The following is a 24944-nucleotide window of genomic DNA, read 5'->3' on the forward strand; positions in this document are numbered from 1 at the left end:
GCCCGGCACTCGTCAAGCGTTTAGCGCTTGCGCTTCGATATGGTCGAAGTCGTCACATGGAAACATGCTTCCAACAAACCGTCAACTGCTACGACGCCTTGAAGAGACTGTAGATAAGGCCAAGCTCATCAGTAGCGCGGCCCGGCATCGCCGCGCTGGCATCGCCATGCGGGCCTGGGAGCGGTCAGGGCTCTGGGAACAGGAAGCGCCTGGTCAGCAGCACTGCCAGCTCATGGGCTGGCACCGGGGCGGACACATAATAGCCCTGGGCCTCGTCGCATTGCAGCTGCTGCAGCAGGTGCAGCTGCTGGGCCGTCTCCACGCCCTCGGCCACGACCCGCATGCCGATCGCATGGGCTATCGCCAGGATGGCGGTGAAGAAGGCCAGATCCTCCGGGCCATTGGCGATCTGCGCCGTGAAGGACTGGTCCACCTTCAGGCCGTCCATGTCCAGCCGCTTCAACTGCGACAGCGAGGAATAGCCCGTGCCGAAGTCATCCACATACAGCTTCACCCCAAGGGCGCGGATTGCGGCCAGTTCCGCGCCTGCCATGCCTTCCTGGGCCACGGTGGCCGACTCGGTGATCTCGACCTCGATCTGGCTGGGCTCGATGGCGTGGCGCGCCATGCAGCGGGCAAGACAGGCGCTGACGCTGGCACGGTCGATCTGCCGTGCCGACACGTTCACCGACAGCGGCACCACCGGCAGGCCCGCATCGCGCCATTGCGCCAGCTGGGCACAGGCCTTGGCGATCACCTGCTCGCCCAGCGGCACGATCAGGCCGTTCTCCTCGGCCAAGCCGATGAAATCGTCCGGCGGTATCAGGCCGCGCTGCGGATGGCGCCAGCGCACGAGCGCCTCCATGCTGGTCATTTCGCCGCTGGCGACATCGACGCGCGGCTGGTAGTACAGCTCGAACTGGTCGCCTTCCAGTGCCTGCCGCAGCTCGGCCTGCCGCGTCACCCGCTGCATCAGGGTTTCGGAGAGGCTGGCGCGGTACAGGCAATAATTGCCCTTGCCGGCGGTCTTGGCTGCATACATCGCGATGTCGGCATGCTTGAGCAGGGTCGGCCCGTCGTCGCCATCGCGCGGGAACAGGCTGATGCCGATCGAGGCCTGCACCGTATGCCGGGTGCCGCCGCCGGTCGTGAAGGGATCGCGCAGCGCGGCAATCAGGCGGCCCGCCACATGCAGCACATCCTCCTCGCTGCTGGCCGATGCCAGGATGATGGTGAATTCATCGCCGCCCAGCCGGGCGATGCTGTCGCCGGGCCGCACAAGGGCCTTGAAGCGCAGCGCGGCCGCGCGCAGCAGCTCGTCGCCGGCGGCGTGGCCCAGCGTGTCGTTGACGTTCTTGAAGTCGTCGAGGTCGACGAACATCACCGCCACCAGCATGCCGGCGGCACGGGCCTGCTCCAGCGTCTCCGGCAAATGGCGCATCAGCCAGTGCCGGTTGGGCAGCATGGTCACCGGGTCGGCATTGGCCAGGCGATGCATGGTTTCCTGCTGCAGCTTGGCATCGGTGATATCGCGCAGCGTCACCGCCAGGCCCATGCCAGAGCGCTCCAGGCGGCGCTGCAGCCACTGCGGCTCGCGGCTCTCATGCGCCGGCACATACACCTCGTCCTCATAAAAACCGTTTTCCATCGCCTGCCGGCAGGCCGGCAGCATATGGGACCGGAACAGCAGGGGCGCGGTGGCCGACAGGCGCTTGCCCAGCAATTGAGCGCGCGGCAGGCCGCGATAGAGAGCCCCTCGCTCGTTGCAGTCCTCGATCAGCAGGTCGACGATCTGGCGCTGGCCGTCGTACAGCGGGCGCAGCATGTAAAAGCCTTCGCGCGCACTCTCGGTGGCCAGCCGGTATGCCGCCTCCACTTCCCGCGCATATTCCCGGCGCAGCACGCGCAGGGCGGAATAACCCATCCCGGTCCCCGCCACCAGCAGAAGGAGAACGCTGCCTGCCAGCGCAATCAGCTGCAATTCGCGCTGCCGGTCTTCATAGACGGCCATCAGGTTTTCTTCCGCCAGGCCGACCAGCCCGACCATGGGGTAGTTGCGGGCATGATGCCAGCCGACATAGCGCACTCGCCCATCCACGAAGCGGGCGCCGGTCATCTTTTGCAGACCCGCAGGCGCCGGCAGGACCGGGACCTCCTTGAGCACCGGCCCGGCGGCGGGCTCGGCGCCGATCATCCGGGCGGCGAGGAACACGCCGTCGGCACGGCGCGCCGCCATGAAGTCACCCCTGCCCAGGCCGGTGTAATCAGCGATCGAAGTCAGGTAGGCGGGCTCGATGGCCACCACGATCAGGCCGTCGAACGCACCTTGCGCATCGTCGAGGCGGCGGGAAAGAATCAGCACCGGGCGCTTCATGCGCAAACCGTCGACCGGCTTGGAAAACAGCAGACCCTGGTCCTTTGCCCGGTGCGCCTTGAAATAGTCGCGCTCGCGTATCGACGGCTCATTGCGGCCCAGCGCCAGCGTGCTCGTGACCGGCATGCCGCGCCGGTCGACGATCGTGATGGACAGCCCGGCCGCGGCCGGCACCAGGCCCTGCTTGACCTGCTCTTCCAGCAGCACGTCGCCGGCGCTCTTCTGCCAGTGGTACTTCAGGCTCAGCATGATGTAGTCGATCTGGCCGATGATGCGGTCCAGCTGTTCGGCATAGGACCTGGCCTGGGCCGAGGCATCGGCAAAGGCGCGCTGGCTGAGGGCGCGCTTCTCGTTCTCCATGATCCAGTAGGCGCCGCCCCACAGCACCGTGGCTACAGCGCCGAGCACCAGCGGCCAGACCAGCAATGCGCGCAGGTTACTGCTCAGATAGCGCAGCTTTTCGGCGGAACTGAACGGCAGCGGTGGTGTGGAAGTCAATGTCGTCGGCGCATCGGCAATGGGCCCGACAATTGTAAGCTGCTGCAAGCCGGCGCGTTTTACTTTTTGCGCCCCCATCGATATCGAACGGCGCGGGCGATCGATCCCCAACCTACATTCAAAAATGGCCCGTCACCATTAGTTAAAACCCATTCCACGATTGGCGCGCGCATTCCATGCCTGCTGCAAAAGGCCACGATCAACATTGCCTGCACTCAGTATAATCAAAGCCATTTTTGCTCAGCCCGCCTCGCCATCATGTCCATGGTCCAACTTGCACTGCGCCGGCCCTACACCTTCATCGTGATGGCGCTGCTGATCCTGCTTGCCACGCCGTTCGTGCTGCGCAAGATGGCCACCGACATCTTCCCCGAGATCGACATCCCGGTCATCAGTATCATCTGGAACTACAACGGCCTGTCGGCACAGGAGATGGGGCAGCGGGTGGCGGCGCAGACCGAGCGCGGGCTGACCACCACCGTCAGCGACATCGAGCATATCGAGTCGCAGTCGCTGTCGGGCGTGACCGTCATCAAGATCTTTTTCCAGCCCACCGCCAACATCCAGACCGCGATCGCGCAGACCGTGGCCTCGGTGCAGACCCAGGTGCGGCAGCTGCCGCCGGGCATCACGCCGCCGCTGGTGATCAAGTATTCGGCCTCGAGCATCCCGGTGATACAGCTGGCGCTGTCGTCCACCTCGCTGCCCGAGCAGACCGTGTTCGACGCCGCCGTCAACCAGCTGCGGCCGCAGCTGGTGACGATACCGGGCGTGGCCATCCCCTTCCCCTACGGCGGCAAGATTCGCCTGATCTCGGTCGACCTCGACATGCAGGCGCTGCAGTCGCGCGGCATGGCGCCGATCGACGTGGTCAATGCCGTCAATACCCAGAACCTGATCCTGCCCTCCGGCACCGCCAAGTTCGGCGAGACCGAGTACAACGTGCGCATGAACAGTTCGCCCGACGCCATCGCCGGATTGAACGACATGCCGGTGCGCACCGCCGGCGGCGCCACCACCTATGTGCGCGACGTGGCCCAGGTGCGCGACGGCTTCTCGCCGCAGACCAATGTGGTGCGGCGCGACGGCGAGCGCGGCGTGCTGCTGTCGGTGCTGAAGAACGGCGGCGCCTCGACGCTGGACATCGTCGAGAACCTGCGCGCGATGCTGCCGGTTGCGCTGCAGACCATGTCGCCTGACATCAAGGTCACGCCGCTGTTTGACCAGTCGGTGTTCGTCAAGGCCGCGATCAAGGGCGTGGTGGCCGAAGCAGTGATCGCGGCCGGCCTGACCGCGGCCATGGTGCTGCTCTTTCTTGGCAACTGGCGCAGCACCCTGATCATTGCCGCCACCATCCCACTGTCCATCCTGGCGTCCATCCAGATGCTGTACCTGATGGGCCAGACACTGAACCTGATGACGCTGGGCGGGCTGGCGCTGTCGGTCGGCATCCTGGTCGACCAGGCCATCGTCACCATCGAGAACATCGAGCGCCACATGCAGCTCGGCGCCAGCCTGGAAGACGCGATCCTGACAGGCGCCGGCGAGATCGGCATTCCGGTGCTGGTGGCCACGCTGTGCATCTGCATCGTATTCGTGCCGATGTTCTTCCTCTCAGGCGTGGCGCGCTTCCTGTTCGTGCCGCTGGCCGAGGCGGTGGTGTTCGCGATGGCGGCCTCCTACCTGCTATCGCGCACCCTGGTGCCGACACTGGTGATGCTGTTCATGCGTGGCCATGGCGCGCAGGATGGCGCCAAGCCCAGCCTGCTGCAACGGCTGTACCGCGCCTTCGACCGCCGTTTCGAGCAGGTGCGGCGCGCCTACATGCTGATCCTGTCGACGCTGCTGTCGCGCCGGCGCGGCTTCCTGATGCTGTTCCTCGGCTTCTGCCTGCTCTCCACCCTCCTCTTTCCCTTCCTCGGCCGCGATTTCTTCCCCACCGTCGACGCCGGGCAGATCCGGCTGCACATGCGCGCGCCCACCGGCACCCGCATCGAGGAGACCGCGCTGCTGGCCGACCGGGTCGAGGCGGCGATACGCGAGATCATTCCAGCCGACCAGCTCGACACCATCCTGGACAACCTCGGCGTGCCCAACAGCGGCATCAACCTGTCCTACAGCAATGCCGGCACCATCGGCGCGATGGATGGCGAGATCCTGCTGTCGCTGCATGAAGGTCACCGGCCCACCACGGAATTCATCAGCCGCCTGCGCGCCGAGCTGCCACGCCGCTTTCCCGGCGTGGAGTTCTTCTTCCAGCCGGCCGACATCATCACGCAGATCCTGAACTTCGGCCTGCCGGCCGCGATCGATGTGCAACTGTCGGGGAACAACATCGCCGGCAATGCCGCGCTGGCCGGCGAGCTGGCGAAGGCGATCAGGAAGATACCGGGCGCAGTCGACGTGCATGTGCACCAGAAGCTGGACAACCCGACCCTGGAACTGCAGGTCGACCGCTCGCGCCTGCAGCAGCTCGGGCTCAGCGTCGCCAACGTGGGCCAGAATCTGCTGATCGCGCTGTCGGGCAGCTCCCAGACCGCCCCCGCGTTCTGGCTCAATCCGCAGAACGGCGTGGTCTACAACGTTGCGGTGCAGGCGCCGCAATATCGCGTCGATTCGCTCGATGCGCTGCTCAACATCCCGGTGGCCGCGAGCGCCGCCGCGCCGGGCGCCACCCCGCAGCTGCTGGGCAACCTGGCCGAAGCCAAACCGGGACAGAGCCTGCCCATCGTCTCGCGCTACAACATCACGCCGGTGATTGATCTCTATGTCAGCGTACAGGGCACCGATCTCGCCAGCGTGGCGCGCCAGGTCAATGCCGAAGTCGAGAAGATCCGTTCCAGGCTGCCGCGCGGCAGCCAGGTCGCGGTGCGCGGCCAGGTCGAAACCATGCAGTCATCGTTTGCCGGCCTGCTGACCGGCCTGGCCATGGCCATCGTGCTGGTGTACCTGCTGATCGTGGTGAACTTCCAGTCATGGATCGACGCCGCGATCATCATCGCGGCGCTGCCGGCGGCGCTGGCTGGCATTGCCTGGATGCTGTTCATCACCGGCACCACGTTGAGCGTGCCGGCGCTGACCGGCGCCATCATGACGGTCGGCGTGGCCACCGCCAACAGCATCCTGCTGGTGGACTTCGCGCGGCAGCGCCGGGCCGACGGCATACCGATTCTTGCCGCGGCGCTGGAAGGCGGCGCAACCCGCATCCGGCCGGTGCTGATGACAGCGCTGGCCATGATCATCGGCATGATCCCGATGGCGCTGGGCATCGGCGAAGGCGGCGAGCAGAATGCGCCGCTGGGACTGGCCGTGATCGGCGGCCTGCTGTTCGCCACGGTCTCGACGCTGTTCTTCGTGCCGGTCGTCTACGCGGCCGTCCACCAGCGCCTGGCCGTGCGCCACGCGGCACGCGCCGGCATGCAGCCGGCAGCCCACTAAACGCAACAGGAGACGCATTACATGTCCGAGCAACGCCATTCCGGCCTGACGCAGCATCTGCCGCACGAGGATGAGGCCGCCGATATGCACAAGCGCAGGCAGCTGCTGCGGCGCGCGAAGATCAGCGCGGCCGTGGTGCTGGTGCTGTTGGGCGTGGGCGCGGCGCGCACCATGGTCAGCCGCATGTCGAATGCCCATGCGCTGGAGGCGGTGGCCGCCAGCAACGGCAAGCTGCATGTGCGGGTGGCCTCGCCCAAGGCCGGCGCGGCGGGTCAGCCGCTGGTGCTGCCCGGCACCTTGCAGGGCTACACCCAGTCGCCGGTGGCGGCGCGCGCCAGCGGTTATCTGAAGCGCTGGACCAGGGACATCGGCAGCCGCGTGGCCAAGGGCGAACTGCTGGCCGAGATCGAGACCCCGGAAATCGACCAGCAGCTGACGCAGGCGGTTGCCGCGCGGGCGCAGACCGCGGCCAGCTTGATGCTGGCGCAGAGCACGATGGAACGCTGGGAAGCGCTGCGCAAGAAGGACGCTGTGTCGCAGCAGGACCTGGATGAAAAGCGTAGCGCCCATGCGCAGGCGCGCGCCAACCTGGCCGCGGTCGATGCCAACATCGAGCGGCTGCGCCAGCTGGGAGCCTTCAAGCGGGTGACGGCGCCCTTCGCCGGCGTGATCACGCGCCGCAATGTGGACGTCGGCGACCTGATCGACGCCGGCGGCGGCGCCAGCCGCGCGCTGTTCCTGCTGACCCAGACCGATCCGCTGCGCATCTATGTCAACGTGCCGCAGTCCTATTCGCAGCTGGTGCAGGCCGGCCAGAAGGTGACCGTCAGCCAGCCCGAGCTGGCCGGCCGCAACTTCGAAGGCAAGGTGGAACGCACCGCAGCCGCGATCGACAGCGCAACCCGCACCATGCAGGTCGAGATCGGCCTGCCCAACCGCGACAATGCGCTGCTGCCCGGCGCCTATGTGCAGGTGGCGCTGCCGGTGACGAGTTCGGCGCTGACGATGTCGACCAATGCCCTGATCTTCGGCAGCGCCGGACCCAAGGTGGCCGCGGTGGACCAGGCCGGGCGCGTTCATCTGAAGCCGGTGCGCATCGGCCGCAACTTCGGCCAGACCGTGGAAGTGCTGGAAGGCGTCGACCCGGCCGACCGGCTGGTGCTGAATCCGCCGGATGCGCTGGCCGAAAACGACCTGGTCGAGGTGGTTGCCGATGCCCCGGCCGCGAAGGCCGGCAACGGCAGCCAGACCCGGCCCGCCCCATGACGCGGCCCTACCGGCTGGCCGGCATCCTCGCCGCCGCCCTGCTGGCCGGCTGCGCCACGCCGCCCGAGATGCGCAAGCCGGCGCTGAACCTGCCCGCCGCATGGACGCTGGAGGCGCCGTGGCGCGAAGCCCGCCCGGATGACGGCGCCGCGCGCGGCCCGTGGTGGCAGCGCTTCGGCGATGCCGAGCTCGATGCGCTGCAGCGGCGCGCGCTGGACAACAGCCCGACGCTGGCGCTGGCCGGCGCGCGCCTGGCCCAGGCCCAGGCCGCGCTGGATGCGGCGCTGGCTGCGCGCTATCCGCAGCTGGGCCTGAACCTGCGCGGCGCGCGCCAGCGCATCTCGGCCAATCGCCCGCTCACCAATTACAGGTCGGAGAACTTCTCCACCGTGCAGAACGACGCAATCGCCCAGTTGAGCGTGAGCTATGAAGCCGACCTGTTCGGCCGCATCGCCAGCAATATCGCCGGCGCCACCGCGTCGGCCGAGCAGTCCGCCATCGACCTGGAAAACGCCCGCCTGCTGCTGACCGCGGACGTGGCCACCGCCTACTTCAACCTGCGCACCGTCGACACGGAACTGGACGTGGTGGCGCGTTCGGTGGCGCTGCAGCGGCGCGCGCTGGAGCTGGCCAGCGACCGCCATGATCTCGGCGCGGTGTCGGGCCTGGACGTAGCGCAGCAGCAGGCGCTGCTCGACAGCACCCTGACCCAGGTCGACCTGCTCAAGCGCCAGCGCGCCCAGTTCGAGCATGCGCTGGGCACCCTGACCGGCGCCGGCGCGCCCGGCTTCCTGCTAGCGTCGCGGGTGCTGCCGGCGCAGTCGCCGCCGGTGCCCACGGTGCCGCTGGGCTTGCCCTCGGACCTGCTGGAACGCCGGCCCGACGTCGCCGCCGCCGAACGCGCGATGGCGGTGGCCAATGCCCAGCTCGGCGTGGCCAATGCGGCCTTCTATCCCAGCATTTCCTTGAGCGCCGCCGGCGGCGTGGAATCGCGCGCCCTGCCGGCGCTGTTCGATGCGCCCAGCCTGCTCTGGTCGCTCGGCGCATCGCTGGCCCAGCCGCTGTTCGATGCCGGCCGCATCCGCGCCAACCAGGCCGGCGCCCAGGCCGGCTATGAAGCCACGGTGGCGGGCTATCGGCGCGTGGTGCTGACGGCAATGCAGGAAGTCGAGGATGGCATCAGCGGCATGGCTACACTGGAACGCGCGCATGCCCAAGCGCTGCGCGCCGGCGACAGCGCGGCCCGGGTGCTGGATTTGGCCACGGCACGCTATGAGGGCGGCGTAGCCAGTTACCTGGACCTGATCAGCGCGCAGCAGAACCTGCTGACCGCGCAGCGCCAGGTGGCCCAGCTTGCAGGCCAGCGGCTGCTGTCGTCGGTGTTCCTGATCAAGGCGCTGGGCGGCGACTTCCAGCGCGCCGCCGCCGGTGGCTGACCGCTGGCGCGTCGATCAGCCCGGACCTACCGGTCTCGGGCCTGGCCGATGGGGATGGATGCAGCGCGGCTTGCCGTGCAAGCAGGCCCGCATCGGGGCGGCCTTCCCGCCCCGATGCCTGACCCGCCAGCATTGGCCAGTTACTTCTTCACCAGCGGACAGGCGGACGCGCTCAGCGGCTGGAAAGCCTGCTCCCCGGGAATCGTTGCCACCAGCTTGTAGTAGTCCCAGGGCGCTTTCGACTCCGACGGTTTCTTGACCTGGTACAGGTACATGTCGTGCACCATGCGGCCATCCTCGCGGATACGGCCGTTCTTCGCAAACATGTCGTTGACCGGCATTTCCCGCATCTTCTGCATCACCGCGCCGGTCTCGTCGGTGCCGGCCGCCTTCACCGCCTTCAGGTAATGCATCACCGAGGAGTACAGGCCGGCCTGGCTCATGTTCGGCATCTTCTTCGTCTTCTCGAAGAAGCGCCGCGACCACTTGCGGCTCTCGTCGTCATGGTCCCAGTAGAAGCCGGTGGTCAGCAGCATGCCCTGCGCCGCGTCCAGGCCCAGCGTATGGACATCGTTGATGTAGACGAGGAGGCCGGCCAGGCTCTGCTTGCCCGAGGTGGTGAGGCCGAACTCCCGCGCCGCCTTGATCGCGCTGATGGTGTCGCCGCCGGCATTGGCCAGGCCGATCACCTTGGCGCCCGAGCCCTGCGCCTGCACCAGGAAGGAAGAAAAGTCCGAGGCATTCAGCGGATGCCGCACCGAGCCCAGCACCTTGCCGCCATTGGCGCGGATCACATCGCTCGCATCCTTTTCCAGCGTGGTGCCGAAGGTATAGTCGGCGGTCAGGAAGAACCAGCTGTCGCCGCCGTTCTTGACCACGGCGCGCGCGGTGGAATTGGCCAGCGCATAGGTATCGTAGGCATAGTGCGCCGTGACGGCGGTGCAGGCATCGTTGGTCAGCCGCGCCGAGCCGGGGCCGCTGAAGACGGCGATCCGGTTCTTTTCCTTGGCGATCGGCACCACCGCCAGCGCCGGGCCGGAGGCGGCAACATCGAGGATCGCATCCACCTTGTCGCGGTCGTACCATTCGCGCGCCTTGGAAGCGGCGATGTCGGCCTTGTTCTGATGGTCGGCATGGATGAGTTCGACCGGCTTGCCGAGCACCTTGCCGCCGAAATCCTCGATGGCCAACTGTGCGGCGGCAACGCTGCCGGTGCCGGTGATGTCGGCATAGAGGCTGCTCATGTCGAGTAGCAGGCCGATCTTGACGACGTCGTTGGAAATCGCCTCCGCCGGCCGGGACTGCGCCTGGGCGCCGGCTGCAAAGCCGAGCGCGATCATTGCCGCAAGCATCTTGCGTGGCATGGTGTCTCCTTCTGTTGTTATGGGTGCTTCATGGTACCCATGGGAAGACAGGGCATGTCAAGCCGGCGCAATGCCGCGGGGTCTGCCCTGATTGCCTGCAGGCTGCCGGGCCCGGAAGGCATTACGCTTTCCATCACGCGGCCTAGTACATCGACAGCATGCCGTTGGAGATGCGCCCGCGCCAGGTGCGGATCAGGTCGCGGTACAGCTCGCCCACCGGCCTGATCTTGCGGTCCAGGCTGTACAGGCCATAGCGGTTGACCTGGCCATCGTCCTTCACCAGCAGGCTGTCCCAGTCCACCTGGTCGATCAGGCTGTACCAGGTAAAGCCGATGATGGGCACGCCGTCTTCCTTGAGCCGCACCAGGTTGCCCCACTGGCGTTCCAGCCAGGAACGGGCGTCCTTCTCATTGAGCGCATAGTCGCGGTTGTTGGTCTCGGTATGCATCACCGGCAGGCGGTAGCGGTCGTAGTACTGCTTGGTGATCACGTAATAGCCCAGCATTTCATACTGCTGGGTGCTGCCGTCGGGATGGACGACATGCTCGTTGGTCGCGTAGTAGTCATTGCCCATGATGCACACCGGCCGGATATTATGGTCGAGGAAGAAATGAAACTCCTCGCGGGTCATGCCATTGTCGAGCAGGTACTCGTACATGGTGGCGCACAGGTCGTAGCCATAGCATAGGTCCAGCGACAGGAAACGACGCTCGTTCAAGTGCCGCGCCAGCTTCACGGCGTCCGGATGCGAGGGATGAAAGTATTCCGACGACTCGCTCTGGATGAAGCGCGCCGCCGGCTGCACTTCCAGGATCGCTTCGGTAGCCAGGATGTTGGCTCTGGCGATGTGCTTGCTGGCGGTGATGAAGGCGCGGTCGTCCGTCAGGCATTCATTCCATATGCCGAGCTTGGCGGAAAAGTGCGCGGTCACGTACATCTCGTTGATGGGCGTGTACAGCCTCACCCATGGAAAGCGGATGGCGAAGGCGCGCGCATAGTCGGCAAAGTGGCGCGGGAATTCCGGGTTCTGGAAGTTGCCCAGCCAGTCCGGCAGGCCGAAATGGCACAGGTCGACGCAAGGTGTGATCTGCAGCCGCCTGATTTCATCGAAAGCCTGGTCGGTGAATTCCCAGTCGTAGCGGCCGGCGCCGCGATGCACCTGGTAGTACGGCGGCCCATAGCGCAGCAGGTCCACGTCCAGCTCCCTGGCCAGCGCGAAGTCTTCCCGGTACCTGGCGTAGTGGTCGGTCTTCTGCATCTCGTCCACCCGCCTGGCGCTGCCGTCCGGCTGGCGTATGGTCGGATAGCTGTTCTCAATGCCGGTTGCGAAAAGAAATCCATGCATGGCGGTCCCTGGTGTTTCTGGTCTCCCCTCGCGCCATGTAATCAGGTCGGTGGTTTTCCCGGATTGCGCGAAGTCAAGACCGCGCTCAAGACGACTGCTAAGGTCGCTTCATGTTTTCCCGGATCCTGATTCCTACCGACGGCTCGGCCGCTTCCGCCGCCACCACGCTGGCCGGCATGCGCTTTGCGCACAAGCTCGGCGCGGAGGTGGTGGGCGTCTTCGTCGCGCCGGAATTCCGCTATCCGATCTATATCCAGACCATGCCGCCCTGCTACCTGAGCGACGACGAATACCGGCTTTCGATGCATACCGTCGGCGAGACCTACCTGAACGAAATGCGCAAGGCAGCAGCCGAGGCAGGCGTTGCGTTTTCCGGCGAGATGCTGTTTTCCGATGCGGTCGCCAAGTCCCTGCTAGACACCGCGCGCCAGCGCCAGTGCGACCTGATCTTCATCGGTTCGCACGGCCGTGGCGGCTGGCAGCAGGCGCTGCTCGGCAGCGTGACCATGAAGGTGGTGTCGGCCTCGCCCGTGCCGGTGCTGGTCTATCGCGATCTCCCGGCTTGAAGCGCAGGCGGCGACGTCCCTGACGGCAACAGCGGCTTTGGGCTAAAGTATTGCGCCGCGCGCATTTCGCGCCCTGGCATCAGCCATCACCACGGAGACAAGAATCAATGAAGAAAGTCCTCATGAACGCCGCCATCGCCGCCGCGCTGGCCGGCAGCGCCTGGGCCGGCGCCCAGAACCTGCCCGACGGCGCGCCGCTCACCGCGGAACAGCAGCGTTTCCATGACATCTACAAGGAGCTGGTCGAGATCAACACCACCAATTCCAGCGGCAACAATACCGAAGCGGCAAAGGCCATGCAGAAGCACCTGCTGGCGGCCGGCTTCAAGGCGGAAGACATCCAGTTGTTCGAGCCCTACCCGCGCAAGGGCAATCTGGTGGTGCGCTACCGCGGCACCGGCAGCAAGAAGCCGGTGCTGCTGCTGGCCCACATCGACGTCGTGGAAGCCAAGCGCGAGGACTGGAAGACCGACCCGTTCAAGCTCAAGGAAGACGACGGCTACTTCACCGCCCGCGGCTCGTCCGACGACAAGGCGATGGCGGCCTCCTTTGTCTCCATCCTGTCGCAATTGAAGCGCGAAAACTTCACGCCGGAACGCGACATCATCCTGGCGCTGACGGCCGACGAGGAACTGGGCGATGTTCCCAGCAACGGCGCCTTCTGGCTGGTCAACAACCAGCGTCCCGCGATCGACGCGGAGTTCGGCATCAATGAAGGCGGCGGCGGCCAGCTCAACCAGGGAAAGCCCATCCTGCACCGGGTGCAGGTGGCGGAGAAGATGTACACCACCTACAAGATCGAGGTGAAGGATGTCGGCGGCCACAGCTCGCTGCCCACCGCCACCAATCCGATGTATGAGCTGAGCGCCGCGCTGAACCGGCTTGGCGCCTACCGCTTCCCGGCCAAGCTGTCGGAAGTGACCCGCACCTACTTCGAGCGCAGCGCACAGTTCGAAACCGGCCAGCGCGCCGAGGACATGCGCGCGGTGGCCTCCGGCAGGGGCAGCGATGCCGCCATCGACCGCCTCTCGGCCACGCCGCTGTACAACGCGCTGCTGCGCACCACCTGCGTGGTGACCCAGGTCAACGCCGGCCATGCCGAGAACGCGCTGCCGCAATCGGCCAAGGCGGTCGTCAACTGCCGCATCCTGCCGCATGACGATCCGGCCGAAGTCGATGCCACGCTGAAGAAGGTCCTTGGCGGCGAGCGCCTGACCATGGTCGCCAGCAATCCGCCGCTGCGCAGCCCGGCCTCGCCCTTGCGTCCCGACGTGACCGGCGTGATCGAGAAGCTGACCGAGCAGATGTGGCCCGGCGTGCCGGTGATACCGGCGATGAGCACCGGCGCCACCGACAGCCGCTTCATGCGCAACGCCAACATCCCGATGTACGGCGTCTCCGGCATCTTCAGCGAACCCAGCGATGCCCGCGCTCACGGCCTGGACGAGCGGGTCGCGATACCGCGGCTGTACGACGGCCGCGAGTTCATGTACCGCATGGTGAAGGCGCTGTCGCAGTAAGGCATGAGCACGGCTGCCGATCAGGTCCATGCTTGGTCGGCAGCCGTTGGCGCATGGCCTTTCACGCGCTCTGACGCACATCAAGCGCCGCTGCGCGAAACGCTGGCGACGCCAGCGGCTCGGCTATCCTGAAGCCGGACAAGGCGCACACCATGCGCGCGGGCCGGCAGGCCCTGCATCGCATCCGCCTTCGGACCAGCAAGGAGGGCCGGTGCGATGACTTTCATACGATGGTTTGCCGAGCTTGGCGTGGGCGACGTGCCGCTGGTCGGCGGCAAGAACGCTTCCCTCGGTGAAATGTTCCGCGAGCTTGGCGCCCAGGGCGTCAGGGTGCCGAACGGCTTTGCCGTCACGGCCGAGGCCTACCGCGTCACGCTGGAACAGGGCGGCGCATGGAGCAGGCTGCATGCGGCGCTGGACGGGCTCGATCCGGGCAATGTCGACGATCTCGCGCGCCGTGCCCACGAGGCGCGCGAGATCGTGTACGGCACGCCGCTGCCCTCCGGGCTGGCGACAGAAATCGTCGATGCCTACAAGGCCCTGCGCCAGCAATACGGCGAGGCCCTCACGGTTGCCGTGCGCAGTTCCGCCACCGCGGAAGACCTGCCCACCGCCAGCTTTGCCGGCCAGCATGAAACCTTTCTCAACGTCAGCGGCGAGGCCAGGCTGCTGGATTCGGTGCGCCGCTGCTATGCCAGCCTGTTCACGGAACGCGCCATCATGTACCGCATCGAACACGGCTTCGACCACTTCAAGGTGCTGCTCTCGGCCGGCGTGATGAAGATGGTGCGCGCCGACCTCGCCGCCAGCGGCGTCAGTTTTTCCCTCGACACCGAAAGCGGCTTTCGCGACGTGGTGCTCATCACCGGGGCCTATGGCCTGGGCGAGAACGTGGTCCAGGGCACGGTCGACCCCGATGAATTCTATGTGTTCAAGCCCACGCTGCGGGCAGGCAGGCGGACCGTGCTGCGGCGCGCCTTGGGCGGCAAGGAAATCCGCATGGTTTACGCCCGCGCCGCCGGCCGCGACACCACCCGCAACATGCCGGTGGCACGCCAGGAGCGGCAGCGCTTCTGCATCAGCGACGCCGAAGTGCTGGAGCTGGCCGAGGCCACCATGCGCATCGAGGCCCACTACAGCGACCGCGCCGGGCAGCCCACGCCGATGGATGTGGAGTGGGCCAAGGATGGCGTCGACGGCCAGCTCTACATCGTGCAGGCGCGGCCGGAAACCGTGGCCTCGCGCAAGTCGGCGGCCATGCTCGATGAATACGTGCTGGAGGGAGGGGGCCGTGGCGCCGCCATCGCCAGCGGCCGCGCGGTCGGCGGCGGGGTGGTGTCGGGGCGCGCCAATGTGGTGGCCGACGTGTCCGAACTCGGCCGCTTCCAGCGCGGCGAGATACTGGTGGCCGACACCACCATGCCCGACTGGGGCACCGTGATGAAGCAGGCCGCGGCCGTGGTGACCAACCGCGGCGGGCGCACCTGCCATGCCGCCATCGTTGCGCGCGAACTGGGCATTCCCGCCGTGGTCGGCTGCGACGACGCCACCGAGAAGATACGCAGCGGCGACGAGGTCACGGTCTCCTGCGCCGAAGGCGACACCGGCCGGGTCTATGCCGGCATGCTGCCGTTCCACAAGACCAGCACCGACCTCTCCGCCCTGCCCATGCCCGGCACCCGGCTGATGATCAACATCGGCAATCCCGATCTCGCGTTCCAGCTGAGCTTCCTGCCCAATGACGGCGTCGGCCTGGCGCGCATGGAATTCATCGTGGCCGAGCATATCCGCGCGCATCCGATGGCGCTGGCGCATCCGGAACGGGTCGCTGACCCGGCCGAGCGCGAGCGCATCATGGCGCTGGCCGGCGCCTACGCCAGCCCGTCCGATTATTTCGTCACCCGGCTGTCGGAAGGCGTAGGCACCATCGCCGCGGCCTTCTATCCCAAGCCGGTGATCGTGCGCATGTCCGACTTCAAGACCAATGAATATGCCAGCCTGCCCGGCGGCCGCTGGTTCGAGCCGGCCGAGTCCAACCCGATGATAGGCTTTCGCGGCGCGGCCCGCTATACCCACCCGGCCTATGCGGATGGTTTCGCGCTGGAATGCCAGGCAATGAAACGGGTGCGCGCCGACATGGGTCTGGACAATGTGCGGCTGATGATCCCCTTTTGCCGGCGGGTGGAGGAAGCGCGACGGGTGCTGGATGCGATGGCAGCCATGGGACTGGCGCGCGGCGTGGACGGCCTGGAAATCCATGTGATGTGCGAGATCCCGAACAACATCCTGCAGATCGACGCCTTTGCCACCCTGTTCGATGGCTTTTCCATCGGCTCCAATGACCTGACCCAGCTGGTGCTGGGCGTGGACCGCGACTCCGAAATCGTGTCCTTCGATTTCGACGAGCGCGATCCCGGCGTGCTGGAAATGCTGCGCCTGGCGATTGAAGGCGCAAAGCGCAATGGCCGCCATGTCGGCATCTGCGGCCAGGCGCCTTCGGACTATCCGGAGGTGTCCGCCTTTCTGGTGAAACATGGCATCGACGCCATCAGCCTGAACCCGGACTCGGTGATCCGCACGATCAGGACACTGCTGGAGGTGGAGCGGCAGCTTGGCATCCCGCCCCGGCCGCCGGCCTTGCCCATGCACAAGGAGAAAGACCATGACGCTACGCGCCGCTGACCTGATGACAACGCCGGTGATCACGGCACAGGCGGACCAGACCGTCGCCGCAGTGGCTGCCATGATGCACCAGCACAGGCTGTCCTTTGTTCCGGTGACGGAAAAAACCGGCGGCACGGTGCTGGGCATCCTGAGTGCCGCCGACATCCTTCACCTGGAAGCCGCGCGCCAGGATACCGAACGCCTGAAGGCCTGGCAGGTCTGCGCCTACAAGCCGCTGGCGGTCGATGCCGATACGCCGGCCACCGACGTGGCGCGGCAGATGTTGGAGCGGCAGGTGCATCACGTGGTGGTAATGCGCCAGCATGACCTGCTGGGCGTGATTTCAGCGCTGGATTTCGTCAAACGCTTTCTTGCGGAAAACCCGGCCTGACCAGCCTGTTGCCGTCGCGCCCTGTAAAGGATGCCGACAAGGGGCCTGGCGGCGGCTCAGGCATGCGTCGCCATGCAATCTCGATCGATCAAGGGGTGCCGTCGGTGGCATAGCCGGCCTCGCGCCAGGCATCGATGCCGCCCTGCAGCGGACGCACGCGGGTATAGCCGCGCTTGAGCAGTTCCCTGGCTACCAGCGCCGCCGAGGCTTCATTCGGACAGGCGCAATAGACGATGACCTCGTCGGCAAGCGGAATGTCGCCGGCGACGAATTCGCTGAAGTCGGGACCGATGGTGATGGCGCCGGGAATGCGTCCCTGCGCCTGCGACTGCGGCGCCCGCACATCCACCACCAACGGCTTTTCGCCCTGCTGCAGCATCTGGTACAGCTCGTCGACCGAGATCCTTGCCATGCGCAGCGAGCGCATGAAGCGATAGCGTTGCCACCACTTGCCGGCGATGAACACCGCCAGCACCAGGGCCAGCAGCAACAGGCCGCCGCGGCCCAGCTGCTCCAGCACCCGCAGCAAGTCATCCACGGTCGAGCTGAACAGCGTGCCCAGGTACAGCGCCGAACCGGCCCACAGGACGGCGCCGATCGCGTCGAACAGCAGGAAGGCCAGCACGCTGGTGCCGGTTGCGCCGGCGAGTGCGCTGGCCAGCGAGGCAAAGCCCGGAATGAATTTGGCTACCATCAATGAGGCCGCGCCCCAGCGCACGAAGGCGCCTTCGGTCTGGCGCACGCAGGAATCGGCGGACAGCGAAAGCCGGCACAGCAAGGCCAGGATGCCGCGGCCATAACGGCGGCCGGCGAGATACCAGCCGGTGTCGGCGATGAGCGCGGCCAGCACGGCCACCAGCAGCAGGGTGGACGCGGCATACCGGCCGTCAGCGGCGAGCGCGCCGGTCAGCACCAGCGTCGGATAGGCCGGTATAGGCGCGCCGGCCTGTTCCACCAGCACATTGGCGAATACAGCGGCGATGCCGTACTGCTCGATCATTTGCAGCAGCCATGACATGGCGCCTCCCTTGCTCTGCCTGCGTTGCGGCGCCGATTGCGCCAAACCGCAAGCATAACGGCTCGCGCTTGTTCACGCCCAGGAGGCTGCGCGGCGCCGGCAGAGTCCATGGGACAAAAACAAGCAGGGCTGGCGTTGGAATCGCCAGCCCTGCGCAGGACAGGAAAAAGCAGCGCCCTCAGGCGCTGTCATGCTTAGCCCTTGTTACGACGGCGCATGAAGCCCAGCGCGGCCAGGCCCAGGCCAAAGATCGCCACGGTGCTCGGCTCGGGAACGGCATTACCGCCGCCGCCTTCGTTGCCGGTCCCTCCTCCGCCGCCTGCAGCAAAGTTCACGGCGAAGAAGGTGTCTGGTCCGCCCTGGACATTGTTAATCGTCGCAGACAGGCCGATACGGTTATTGGCAGAGCCAAACGCGCTGCTCGCCCGCGCAATCTCATCGGCGGTCAACTGGAACACGAAGCCGGCATTGCCTATGCCGCGATCGGTGGCGTCCAGCGGCAGCGCGGTGAACGGATTGGAAGTGAACAGGGCATTACCACCGCTCGGGCCGAAGATGCGCAGCGAGAGATCGGTGAGCGTCAGGCTGCTCGCATTGGCCGGCTCGTTCGGATTGAAAACGATGCGCAGCGACGACGGGCTGGTTACGCCCAGGCTACCCAGGGTAGGCGTTCCGAACTGCGAGGCGCCATTTGGGACATCGCCCGTGGTCGTGGCAGCGCTGCCACTCCAGGACACGGTACCGGTCTCGGTCGTGGAATTGGCAGGGCTGTTGAGCGTGAGGATGGTATTGACTGCTCCCAGTCCCGTGCCCTGGAAATCACCCGGTCCTGCCAGAACAAGCGCGTGGCTCGACGAGGCGGCTACCGCCAGCCCGATCGCAGCCAATGTGCGCGTCATGCAAAAAGTCAGTTTGGTCATGAAAAGCCTCATAAGATTTTGTGTCAGCGAGCAGGTTCTGCGGCCTCTCTGGTGACAATCTCCCTTGTACGAGACCAAACATTCGCACAAACTATGCCACCTCTGCTAAACGCTTGTTTTTAAAGCGTATTGCTTGTAAAAAATGGTATCTTCCAGGAATTGTGTAATAAACCTCGACGCAAATGTCATATCGTTTTAACAATTCTTTGAAGAATCTTGACATTTTCTTATTAGCTTACGCTGGTTACGGCCGATTTCCGGCCAACCATGACAATCATTAACGGCCCGCATTAGAATGCGCGGTCCGGCCTTTTCCTTGGCGCCGCAGGCAGCCGGTCGCCTAGCAGTGACCGGTCCGCGGCCCTCCTTACTTCCAGATCCATCATGAAAACGATTGTTCTCAAGGTCGATGTCGACACTTACCGCGGCACCAGGGAAGGCGTTCCCCGGCTGCTGCGCCTCTTTCAGTCGCGCGGCGTGAATGCGACCTTCCTGTTCAGCCTGGGTCCGGACCATACCGGCCGGGCGCTCAAGCGGGTGTTCCGTCCCGGCTTCATGAAGAAGGTGTCCCGCACCTCGGTGCTGGAGCACTACGGCCTGAAGACGTTGCTGTACGGGACCCTGTTGCCGGGGCCGGACATTGGCCGCTCGCTGGCCGACGTCCTGCGCATGACCGAAGCGGCGGGCTTCGAGACGGGCATCCATTGCTGGGACCATATCCGCTGGCAGGATGGCGTGGCCGGCGCCGATCCGGAATGGACGCGCCGGCAGTTCCATCTCGCCGTCGACCGTTTCAGGGAAATCTTCGGGCATGCCGCGCCAACCCACGGCGCAGCCGGGTGGCAGATGAATGCAGCCGCCTACCTCGAGGAGGAAAAGCTGGGTCTTGCGTATGCGTCCGACGTTCGCGGCAGCTCGCCTTTTCGCCCGGTGGTGAATGAGAAGGCGCTGGCGTGCGTCCAGCTTCCGACCACCCTGCCCACGCTGGATGAGCTGCTGGGCATCGGCGACATCGTGCCGGAAAACGTCCACCATCATCTGATCGCGGCAAGCAGCGCGGAGAGGGAATTCGGGCACGTCTACACCCTGCACGCGGAACTGGAAGGAATGCGCCTGCTCCCAGCGATGGAACGCATGCTCGACGCCTGGCAGGCCATGGGCTACCGGATCATGTCCCTGGGCGAGCTCTACAGTAGCCTCGATCCTGAACGCCTGCCATGTCACCGCATCGATAGCGGAGAAGTTCCGGGGCGCTCGGGCTTACTGGGCATACAGGGTGCGGCCGCCTGACCGGCAAGTCCGGTAGCGCATGGCTTGGGCCCGGTATGCTGGCCGGATACCCAGCCAGTGTATATACCGGCGATATTTTTCATGTTGCTACCAATTGTCAGCAATTTGTCAGGCTTTCTTCAGTTCCATGCAAGGGATTATTTCTACAATTGTTCGTTCTGCGGCAGATCACGGTCTGCCGCAGGCTATGCGGGTACTGTTCTTGGTGCGGTTTGCACGCCGCTGCAGGCCAGACATTGACGACGGCCGGATCCGTACCCGGTCCAGTCAAGCGTTGATTGCAAGGGCTGCAACTGCTCCCGGACGACAGGCTAGGCCTGGAGCGGCATTTTCGTTCCGGGCCGTCATTGCGTTCGTGACACCATCAGCCCAGCGGACGTCTACGCCCTGCGGTCGGGGATGCCGCCTTGCCACCGATCCGTGGTTAATCTTTTCGACACTTTAATTTTGGCAGTGATCTGATGAAAAAAGTCCTCATTCTTGGCGTCAACGGCTTCATTGGCCACCACCTGTCGCGGCGTATCCTGGAAACGACCGACTGGCATGTCTACGGCATGGACATGATGTCCGACCGCATTACCGAGTTGCTGGACAATGAGGCCTTCAAGCCGCGCCTGCATTTCTTTGAAGGCGACATCATGATCAACAAGGAATGGGTGGAATACCACGTCAAGAAGTGCGACGTCATTCTGCCGCTGGTCGCCATTGCAACGCCCTCCACCTATGTCAAGGAACCGCTGCGCGTCTTCGAGCTGGATTTCGAGGCGAATCTTCCCATCGTCCGTTCTGCGGCGAAGTATGGGAAGCACCTGGTGTTTCCCTCCACATCCGAAGTCTACGGCATGGTGGACGACGAGGAATTCGATCCGGCTGAGTCCAATCTGGTATACGGACCGATCTCGAAACAGCGCTGGATCTATGCCTGCTCCAAGCAGCTGATGGACCGCGTCATCTGGGCTTATGGCGCGGAACAGGGGCTGAACTTCACCCTATTCAGGCCGTTCAACTGGATCGGCGCCGGGCTCGACTCCATCCACACCGCCAAGGAAGGCAGTTCCCGGGTGCTGACCCAGTTCCTGGGCCATATCGTGCGCGGCGAAAACATTTCGCTGGTGGACGGCGGCAGGCAGAAGCGCGCCTTCACCTATATCGACGACGGCATTGCCGCCCTGATGAAAATCATCGCGAACCAGGATGGCGTGGCAACCGGCAAGATCTACAACATAGGCAACCCGGACAATAATTTCTCGATCCGCGAACTGGCTGAAATGATGCTTGCCCGCGCCAGGGACTATCCGGAATACGCGGAAATGGCGGGCAAGGTACAACTGATCGAAACCAGTTCGGATGCTTACTACGGAAGCGGTTACCAGGACGTGCAGAACCGGGTGCCCAAGATCACCGGGACCTGCCGCGAACTCGACTGGAAACCAGCCACCTCGATGGCCGACGCGCTGGCCCATATCTTCGAGGCCTATCGCAGCGAAGTCGCACAGGCCAAAGCGCTGATTCAGTAGCGCGGATGCTGATTGCGGCATTCCACGATTGCACCCGGTCCGGCGCCTGCCGGGCCGGCCTCAGCCGGTGCCGGGTCAAGTCATCCGCCGGCTGTCGTTGCGTTTCTTCTTCCGAGCCGACATGCCCTGGCAAGCACTGCGCATCGCATGTCGGCCCTTACCTGTCAGGCATCATCTCATGATCAAAAGATCGCTGGACTCGGAACCGGGTCAAAAGCGCCGCGTACATGTCTTCCTGTTCTGGGCCGTCGTCACCGTCATCTGGTTTTCCTCCCTGGGCCTGCGGGCACTGATCCATCCGGACGAAGGCCGGTATGCCGACATCTCGCTGACCATGCTGCAGTCGGGAGACTGGATCACGCCGCGGCTCAACGGCCTGCTCTATTTCGAGAAGCCGGCCCTGCAGTACTGGGCAGGCGCCGCCAGCTTTTCCCTGTTCGGCATCAATGAATTCGCCGCCCGCTTCTGGCCCGGCCTGACGAGTTTCCTCACGGTGCTCGTCGTCTGGTCTTTCGGCAAGCGCCTTTATGGCCGCGATATTGCCGGCAAGGCGGCGCTGATCGTGGCCGGCGCCATGTGGATCGTGGGAAACGGGCATTTCCTTACGCTGGACATGGGCGCCACCTTCTTTCTCACGCTGGCCCTGTTCAGTTTCCTGCTCGCCCAGGATGAGCAAAGCACGCCCCGCGCGCGCCGCTGGCTGATGTGGCTGTGCTGGGCCGCAATGGCCGGCGCCACCCTGTCCAAGGGGCTGGTTGGCCCGCTCATTCCGGGCATGACCATCATCCTGTATTCCCTGGCAGGCATGCGCTGGGCAATCTGGAAACGGCTGCATCTGTTGAGCGGCCTGCTGGTCTATTTCTGCATTGCCGCACCGTGGTTCATCGTGGTCTCGCGCCGCAACCCGGAATTTGCGAACTTCTTTTTCGTTCACGAGCATTTCCAGCGCTTCCTCACCACCGAGCACAAGCGCACCGGCGCCATCTGGTACTTCGTCCCGGTCCTGCTGCTGGGCTTTTTCCCATGGACGACCCTGCTGGGCAGGGCATTGCGGGAAGGCTGGAAAAGCGACGGCGCCGGTTTCCAGGGCCGGCAGGTGCTGCTGATCTGGTGCATATTCACCTTCGCGTTCTTCAGCGTGTCCGGCTCCAAGCTGCCGTCCTACATCCTGCCGATGTTCCCTGCGCTTGGCATGCTGCTTGCGCTCGGCATCGGTCAGGTGACCGAAAAGGCATGGAGATGGCATCTGCTCGTACCGGCATTGCTGTTTGCCGCGCTGGTCGGGCTGTATCCCTTCGCCGGCAGGGCCGTCACGCCGGAAGCGCCGCTGGAAGTATGGCAGCACATGCTGGGCTTCATGGCCGTCGCCGGCCTGACGGGCTTGCTCGGCACATGGCTGGCCTGGCGGGCCATCAGCCGCGGGCAACTGACCACCGGTCTGGCAGCGCTGTCGCTGACCAGCATCGTTGCGATGACGCTGGCCATGACCGGCCACGACAGCTATGGCCAGCTGAAAAGCAGCAAACGCATCGTGCATGCCATGGGACAATACGTGCACGATGACACCGAACTGTTTTCAGTCAGAATGCATGACCAGACCTTCCCCTTCTATATGCGGCGGCCGGTCACCCTTGTCGACTATCGTGACGAATTCGCGCTCGGCCAGGATATCGAGCCGACGCGGTGGATCCCATCGCTCGCGCAATTCGAGAGCCGCTGGCGCAAGGCAGCCAGGGCAACGGCCATGATGCATCCGGAAACCTATGACGAACTTTCCAAGAACCAGTTGCCCATGCAGGTCGTCTACCGTGATGCGCGGCGGCTGGTGGTGGTGAAGCCATGAAGGCCGCGGAGTTCTCGCTGATCCTGGCCGGCGTCCTGCTCAATGCCTTTGCCCAGTTGCTGCTCAAGGCAGGCGTGCGGCAGATCGGCCACTTCGATTTCGTTCTGGCCAACAGCTGGAATGTGCTGCTGCGAGTGGCGGGCAGCCTGCCCATCATCGGCGGCCTGGCCTGCTACGTTGTCAGCGTGGTGGTGTGGATTCTTGCGCTGTCGCGCGTCGAGGTCAGCGTCGCCTACCCGATGCTGTCGATCGGCTATGTCATCAATGCGGCGCTGGCCTGGTGGCTGTTCGGCGAAGCTGTGGGAATGCAGCGGCTTGCCGGCATCGGCGTCATTATCATCGGCGTGATTATCGTGGCTCGATCATGAATCCTGAGTTTCTTCCCTTTACCCGCCCCTCGATCGACGAGGCCACCATCGAAAGCGTCGCCGCCGTGCTGCGCTCCGGCTGGCTCACCACCGGCCCGAAATGCGCTGCGCTGGAAGCGGCCTTGTCGGCACGCGCCGGCGGCCGGCCGGTTCGCCTGGCTTCCTCCGCCACCGCGGCGCTGGAGTTCGGTTTGCGCATTGCGGGCGTCAAGCCCGGCGACGAGGTGATCACCACCTCGCTGTCCTGGGTGGCGACCGCCAATGTCATCCTTGCCGTCGGCGCTACGCCTGTGTTCGTCGACATCGATCCGGCCACCCGGCTGATCGATCTCGATCTGGCCGCCGCGGCCGTGACCCCGAAGACCGCGGCCATCATCCCGGTGGACCTGGCCGGATTTCCCGTCGACCGCGACAAGCTCTACGACATGGCCAGCCGTCACCGGCTGCGCGTGCTGGAGGATGCGGCGCAATCGCAGGGCGCAAACTGGAAGGGCCGGGAAATCGGCAGCACCGGCGACCTGGTGGCATTGAGCTTTCATCCGAACAAGAACATGACGACCGGCGAAGGCGGCTGCCTGATGGTCAACGATGCCGCCGAAGCCGCGCTGTTCGAGAAGCTCAGGCTGCAGGGCGTGACCCGCTCGCCGGATGGCACCTATGACTGCGACATCCTGGGTGGCAAGGCCAACCTGACCGACATAGCCGCCGCCATCGGCCTGGGCCAGCTGGCGCATCTCGACGCAGCCAATGCCCGCCGCCGCGACCTCGCGCGCCTTTACCTGGAAAAGCTGCATGACACCGGCCTCGGCCTGCCGCCCGCGGACTTCGCGCAGACCAACTGGCACATGTTCCAGGTGCTGCTGCCGGCAACGCTTGCCTCGCGCCGCCCTGCGGTGATTGCATCGCTCAAGGCAGCCGGCATCGGCTCGGGCGTCCATTACCCGGCGATACATACCACCACGCTGTATCGCAACCTGGGGTGGCGCACCGGCGACCTGCCCCACACCGAATCGGTGGCATCGCGTATCCTGACGCTGCCGCTGTTTCCCCAGATGAATGAAGGCGATGTCGAGCGCGTCTGCGCCGCATTGCTGGCCATCATCAAAGGCTATTGATGAACTGCCCT

At 65.1% G+C, this 24944-nt stretch carries 17 protein-coding genes; 12 read left to right on the forward strand and 5 right to left on the reverse strand.

The genetic code is table 11. The annotated features are described in order from the left end of the window. Nucleotides 1-184 precede the first annotated feature (184 nt). Nucleotides 185-2872 (reverse strand): bifunctional diguanylate cyclase/phosphodiesterase, encoded by a 2688-nt coding sequence (locus tag ABC383_RS27250; RefSeq protein ID WP_413019030.1) that lies wholly within the window; start codon nucleotides 2870-2872, stop codon nucleotides 185-187. A 258-nt stretch (nucleotides 2873-3130) separates the two neighbouring features. On the opposite strand from ABC383_RS27250, the gene ABC383_RS27255 reads away from it, so the two are divergent. From ABC383_RS27255 to ABC383_RS27265, 3 genes are read left to right on the forward strand one after another with little or no spacing between them, the layout of a single operon-like run. Next, nucleotides 3131-6310 carry an efflux RND transporter permease subunit gene (locus tag ABC383_RS27255; protein WP_413019032.1) on the forward strand — a complete coding sequence of 1060 codons (3180 nt, stop codon included), beginning with the start codon at nucleotides 3131-3133 and terminating at the stop codon, nucleotides 6308-6310. Between the two features lie 21 nt (nucleotides 6311-6331). After that, nucleotides 6332-7576, forward strand: a complete 1245-nt coding sequence (locus tag ABC383_RS27260) for an efflux RND transporter periplasmic adaptor subunit (RefSeq protein WP_413019034.1) — start codon at nucleotides 6332-6334, stop codon at nucleotides 7574-7576. Continuing rightward, nucleotides 7573-9012, forward strand: a complete 1440-nt coding sequence (locus ABC383_RS27265) for an efflux transporter outer membrane subunit (protein ID WP_413019036.1) — start codon at nucleotides 7573-7575, stop codon at nucleotides 9010-9012. The genes ABC383_RS27260 and ABC383_RS27265 overlap by 4 nt, the downstream gene beginning before the upstream one ends. Before the next feature lie 140 nt (nucleotides 9013-9152). Here the strand turns inward: ABC383_RS27265 and ABC383_RS27270 are convergent, their stop codons facing one another. Beyond that, entirely contained in the window at nucleotides 9153-10376 is a 1224-nt protein-coding gene (locus ABC383_RS27270; RefSeq protein WP_413019038.1) for an ABC transporter substrate-binding protein, read from the reverse strand. A gap of 142 nt (nucleotides 10377-10518) precedes the next feature. Then, nucleotides 10519-11721, reverse strand: a complete 1203-nt coding sequence (locus tag ABC383_RS27275; protein WP_413019040.1) for a family 1 glycosylhydrolase — start codon at nucleotides 11719-11721, stop codon at nucleotides 10519-10521. Nucleotides 11722-11831: 110 nt separating this feature from the next. On the opposite strand from ABC383_RS27275, the gene ABC383_RS27280 reads away from it, so the two are divergent. From ABC383_RS27280 to ABC383_RS27295, 4 genes are all read left to right on the forward strand, one after another. Next, nucleotides 11832-12287 (forward strand): universal stress protein, encoded by a 456-nt coding sequence (locus ABC383_RS27280; protein ID WP_413019042.1) that lies wholly within the window; start codon nucleotides 11832-11834, stop codon nucleotides 12285-12287. Between the two features lie 107 nt (nucleotides 12288-12394). Further along, entirely contained in the window at nucleotides 12395-13807 is a 1413-nt protein-coding gene (locus tag ABC383_RS27285) for a M20/M25/M40 family metallo-hydrolase (RefSeq protein ID WP_413019044.1), read from the forward strand. A gap of 216 nt (nucleotides 13808-14023) precedes the next feature. Next, nucleotides 14024-16489 carry a phosphoenolpyruvate synthase gene (gene ppsA, locus ABC383_RS27290; protein ID WP_413019046.1) on the forward strand — a complete coding sequence of 822 codons (2466 nt, stop codon included), beginning with the start codon at nucleotides 14024-14026 and terminating at the stop codon, nucleotides 16487-16489. Next, on the forward strand, nucleotides 16470-16862 hold the full coding sequence (locus ABC383_RS27295; protein WP_413019048.1) for a CBS domain-containing protein: 393 nt from the start codon (nucleotides 16470-16472) through the stop codon (nucleotides 16860-16862). The genes ppsA and ABC383_RS27295 overlap by 20 nt, the downstream gene beginning before the upstream one ends. 88 nt (nucleotides 16863-16950) lie before the next feature. Here the strand turns inward: ABC383_RS27295 and ABC383_RS27300 are convergent, their stop codons facing one another. After that, nucleotides 16951-17880 carry a rhodanese-like domain-containing protein gene (locus ABC383_RS27300; RefSeq protein WP_413019050.1) on the reverse strand — a complete coding sequence of 310 codons (930 nt, stop codon included), beginning with the start codon at nucleotides 17878-17880 and terminating at the stop codon, nucleotides 16951-16953. A gap of 194 nt (nucleotides 17881-18074) precedes the next feature. Next, complete coding sequence (locus ABC383_RS27305; protein WP_413019052.1) at nucleotides 18075-18800, reverse strand: PEP-CTERM sorting domain-containing protein; 726 nt, start codon at nucleotides 18798-18800, stop codon at nucleotides 18075-18077. A 384-nt stretch (nucleotides 18801-19184) separates the two neighbouring features. Between ABC383_RS27305 and ABC383_RS27310 the strand changes: the two genes are divergently transcribed. The 5 genes from ABC383_RS27310 (at nucleotide 19185) to ABC383_RS27330 (ending at nucleotide 24933) form a co-directional block, all read left to right on the forward strand. Then, nucleotides 19185-20090, forward strand: coding sequence for a polysaccharide deacetylase family protein (locus ABC383_RS27310; RefSeq protein WP_413019054.1), 906 nt, complete (start codon nucleotides 19185-19187; stop codon nucleotides 20088-20090). Between the two features lie 461 nt (nucleotides 20091-20551). Continuing rightward, a complete protein-coding gene (locus ABC383_RS27315) occupies nucleotides 20552-21607 on the forward strand; it encodes a bifunctional UDP-4-keto-pentose/UDP-xylose synthase (RefSeq protein ID WP_413019056.1) in 1056 nt (351 codons plus the stop codon). A 178-nt stretch (nucleotides 21608-21785) separates the two neighbouring features. Next, entirely contained in the window at nucleotides 21786-23450 is a 1665-nt protein-coding gene (locus tag ABC383_RS27320; RefSeq protein WP_413019058.1) for a phospholipid carrier-dependent glycosyltransferase, read from the forward strand. Next, nucleotides 23447-23818: an SMR family transporter gene (locus tag ABC383_RS27325; RefSeq protein ID WP_413019060.1), complete on the forward strand. Its 372-nt coding sequence runs from the start codon at nucleotides 23447-23449 to the stop codon at nucleotides 23816-23818. The genes ABC383_RS27320 and ABC383_RS27325 overlap by 4 nt, the downstream gene beginning before the upstream one ends. After that, a complete protein-coding gene (locus tag ABC383_RS27330) occupies nucleotides 23815-24933 on the forward strand; it encodes a DegT/DnrJ/EryC1/StrS family aminotransferase (RefSeq protein WP_413019062.1) in 1119 nt (372 codons plus the stop codon). The genes ABC383_RS27325 and ABC383_RS27330 overlap by 4 nt, the downstream gene beginning before the upstream one ends. Nucleotides 24934-24944 lie beyond the last annotated feature (11 nt).

It is taken from the genome of Noviherbaspirillum phoenicis (assembly GCF_047237965.1).
Lineage (GTDB): Bacteria > Pseudomonadota > Gammaproteobacteria > Burkholderiales > Burkholderiaceae_D > Noviherbaspirillum_A.

What these genes read in the sequence shown, in the direction of transcription:
- ABC383_RS27255 (WP_413019032.1), top strand. Translation starts at nt 3,131, where the DNA reads ATGTCCATGGTCCAACTTGCACTGCGCCGGCCCTACACCTTCATCGTG.
- ABC383_RS27260 (WP_413019034.1), top strand. Translation starts at nt 6,332, where the DNA reads ATGTCCGAGCAACGCCATTCCGGCCTGACGCAGCATCTGCCGCACGAG.
- ABC383_RS27265 (WP_413019036.1), top strand. Translation starts at nt 7,573, where the DNA reads ATGACGCGGCCCTACCGGCTGGCCGGCATCCTCGCCGCCGCCCTGCTG.
- ABC383_RS27270 (WP_413019038.1), bottom strand. Translation starts at nt 10,376, where the DNA reads ATGCCACGCAAGATGCTTGCGGCAATGATCGCGCTCGGCTTTGCAGCC.
- ABC383_RS27275 (WP_413019040.1), bottom strand. Translation starts at nt 11,721, where the DNA reads ATGCATGGATTTCTTTTCGCAACCGGCATTGAGAACAGCTATCCGACC.
- ABC383_RS27280 (WP_413019042.1), top strand. Translation starts at nt 11,832, where the DNA reads ATGTTTTCCCGGATCCTGATTCCTACCGACGGCTCGGCCGCTTCCGCC.
- ABC383_RS27285 (WP_413019044.1), top strand. Translation starts at nt 12,395, where the DNA reads ATGAAGAAAGTCCTCATGAACGCCGCCATCGCCGCCGCGCTGGCCGGC.
- ppsA (WP_413019046.1), top strand. Translation starts at nt 14,024, where the DNA reads ATGACTTTCATACGATGGTTTGCCGAGCTTGGCGTGGGCGACGTGCCG.
- ABC383_RS27295 (WP_413019048.1), top strand. Translation starts at nt 16,470, where the DNA reads ATGACGCTACGCGCCGCTGACCTGATGACAACGCCGGTGATCACGGCA.
- ABC383_RS27300 (WP_413019050.1), bottom strand. Translation starts at nt 17,880, where the DNA reads ATGTCATGGCTGCTGCAAATGATCGAGCAGTACGGCATCGCCGCTGTA.
- ABC383_RS27305 (WP_413019052.1), bottom strand. Translation starts at nt 18,800, where the DNA reads ATGACCAAACTGACTTTTTGCATGACGCGCACATTGGCTGCGATCGGG.
- ABC383_RS27310 (WP_413019054.1), top strand. Translation starts at nt 19,185, where the DNA reads ATGAAAACGATTGTTCTCAAGGTCGATGTCGACACTTACCGCGGCACC.
- ABC383_RS27315 (WP_413019056.1), top strand. Translation starts at nt 20,552, where the DNA reads ATGAAAAAAGTCCTCATTCTTGGCGTCAACGGCTTCATTGGCCACCAC.
- ABC383_RS27320 (WP_413019058.1), top strand. Translation starts at nt 21,786, where the DNA reads ATGATCAAAAGATCGCTGGACTCGGAACCGGGTCAAAAGCGCCGCGTA.
- ABC383_RS27325 (WP_413019060.1), top strand. Translation starts at nt 23,447, where the DNA reads ATGAAGGCCGCGGAGTTCTCGCTGATCCTGGCCGGCGTCCTGCTCAAT.
- ABC383_RS27330 (WP_413019062.1), top strand. Translation starts at nt 23,815, where the DNA reads ATGAATCCTGAGTTTCTTCCCTTTACCCGCCCCTCGATCGACGAGGCC.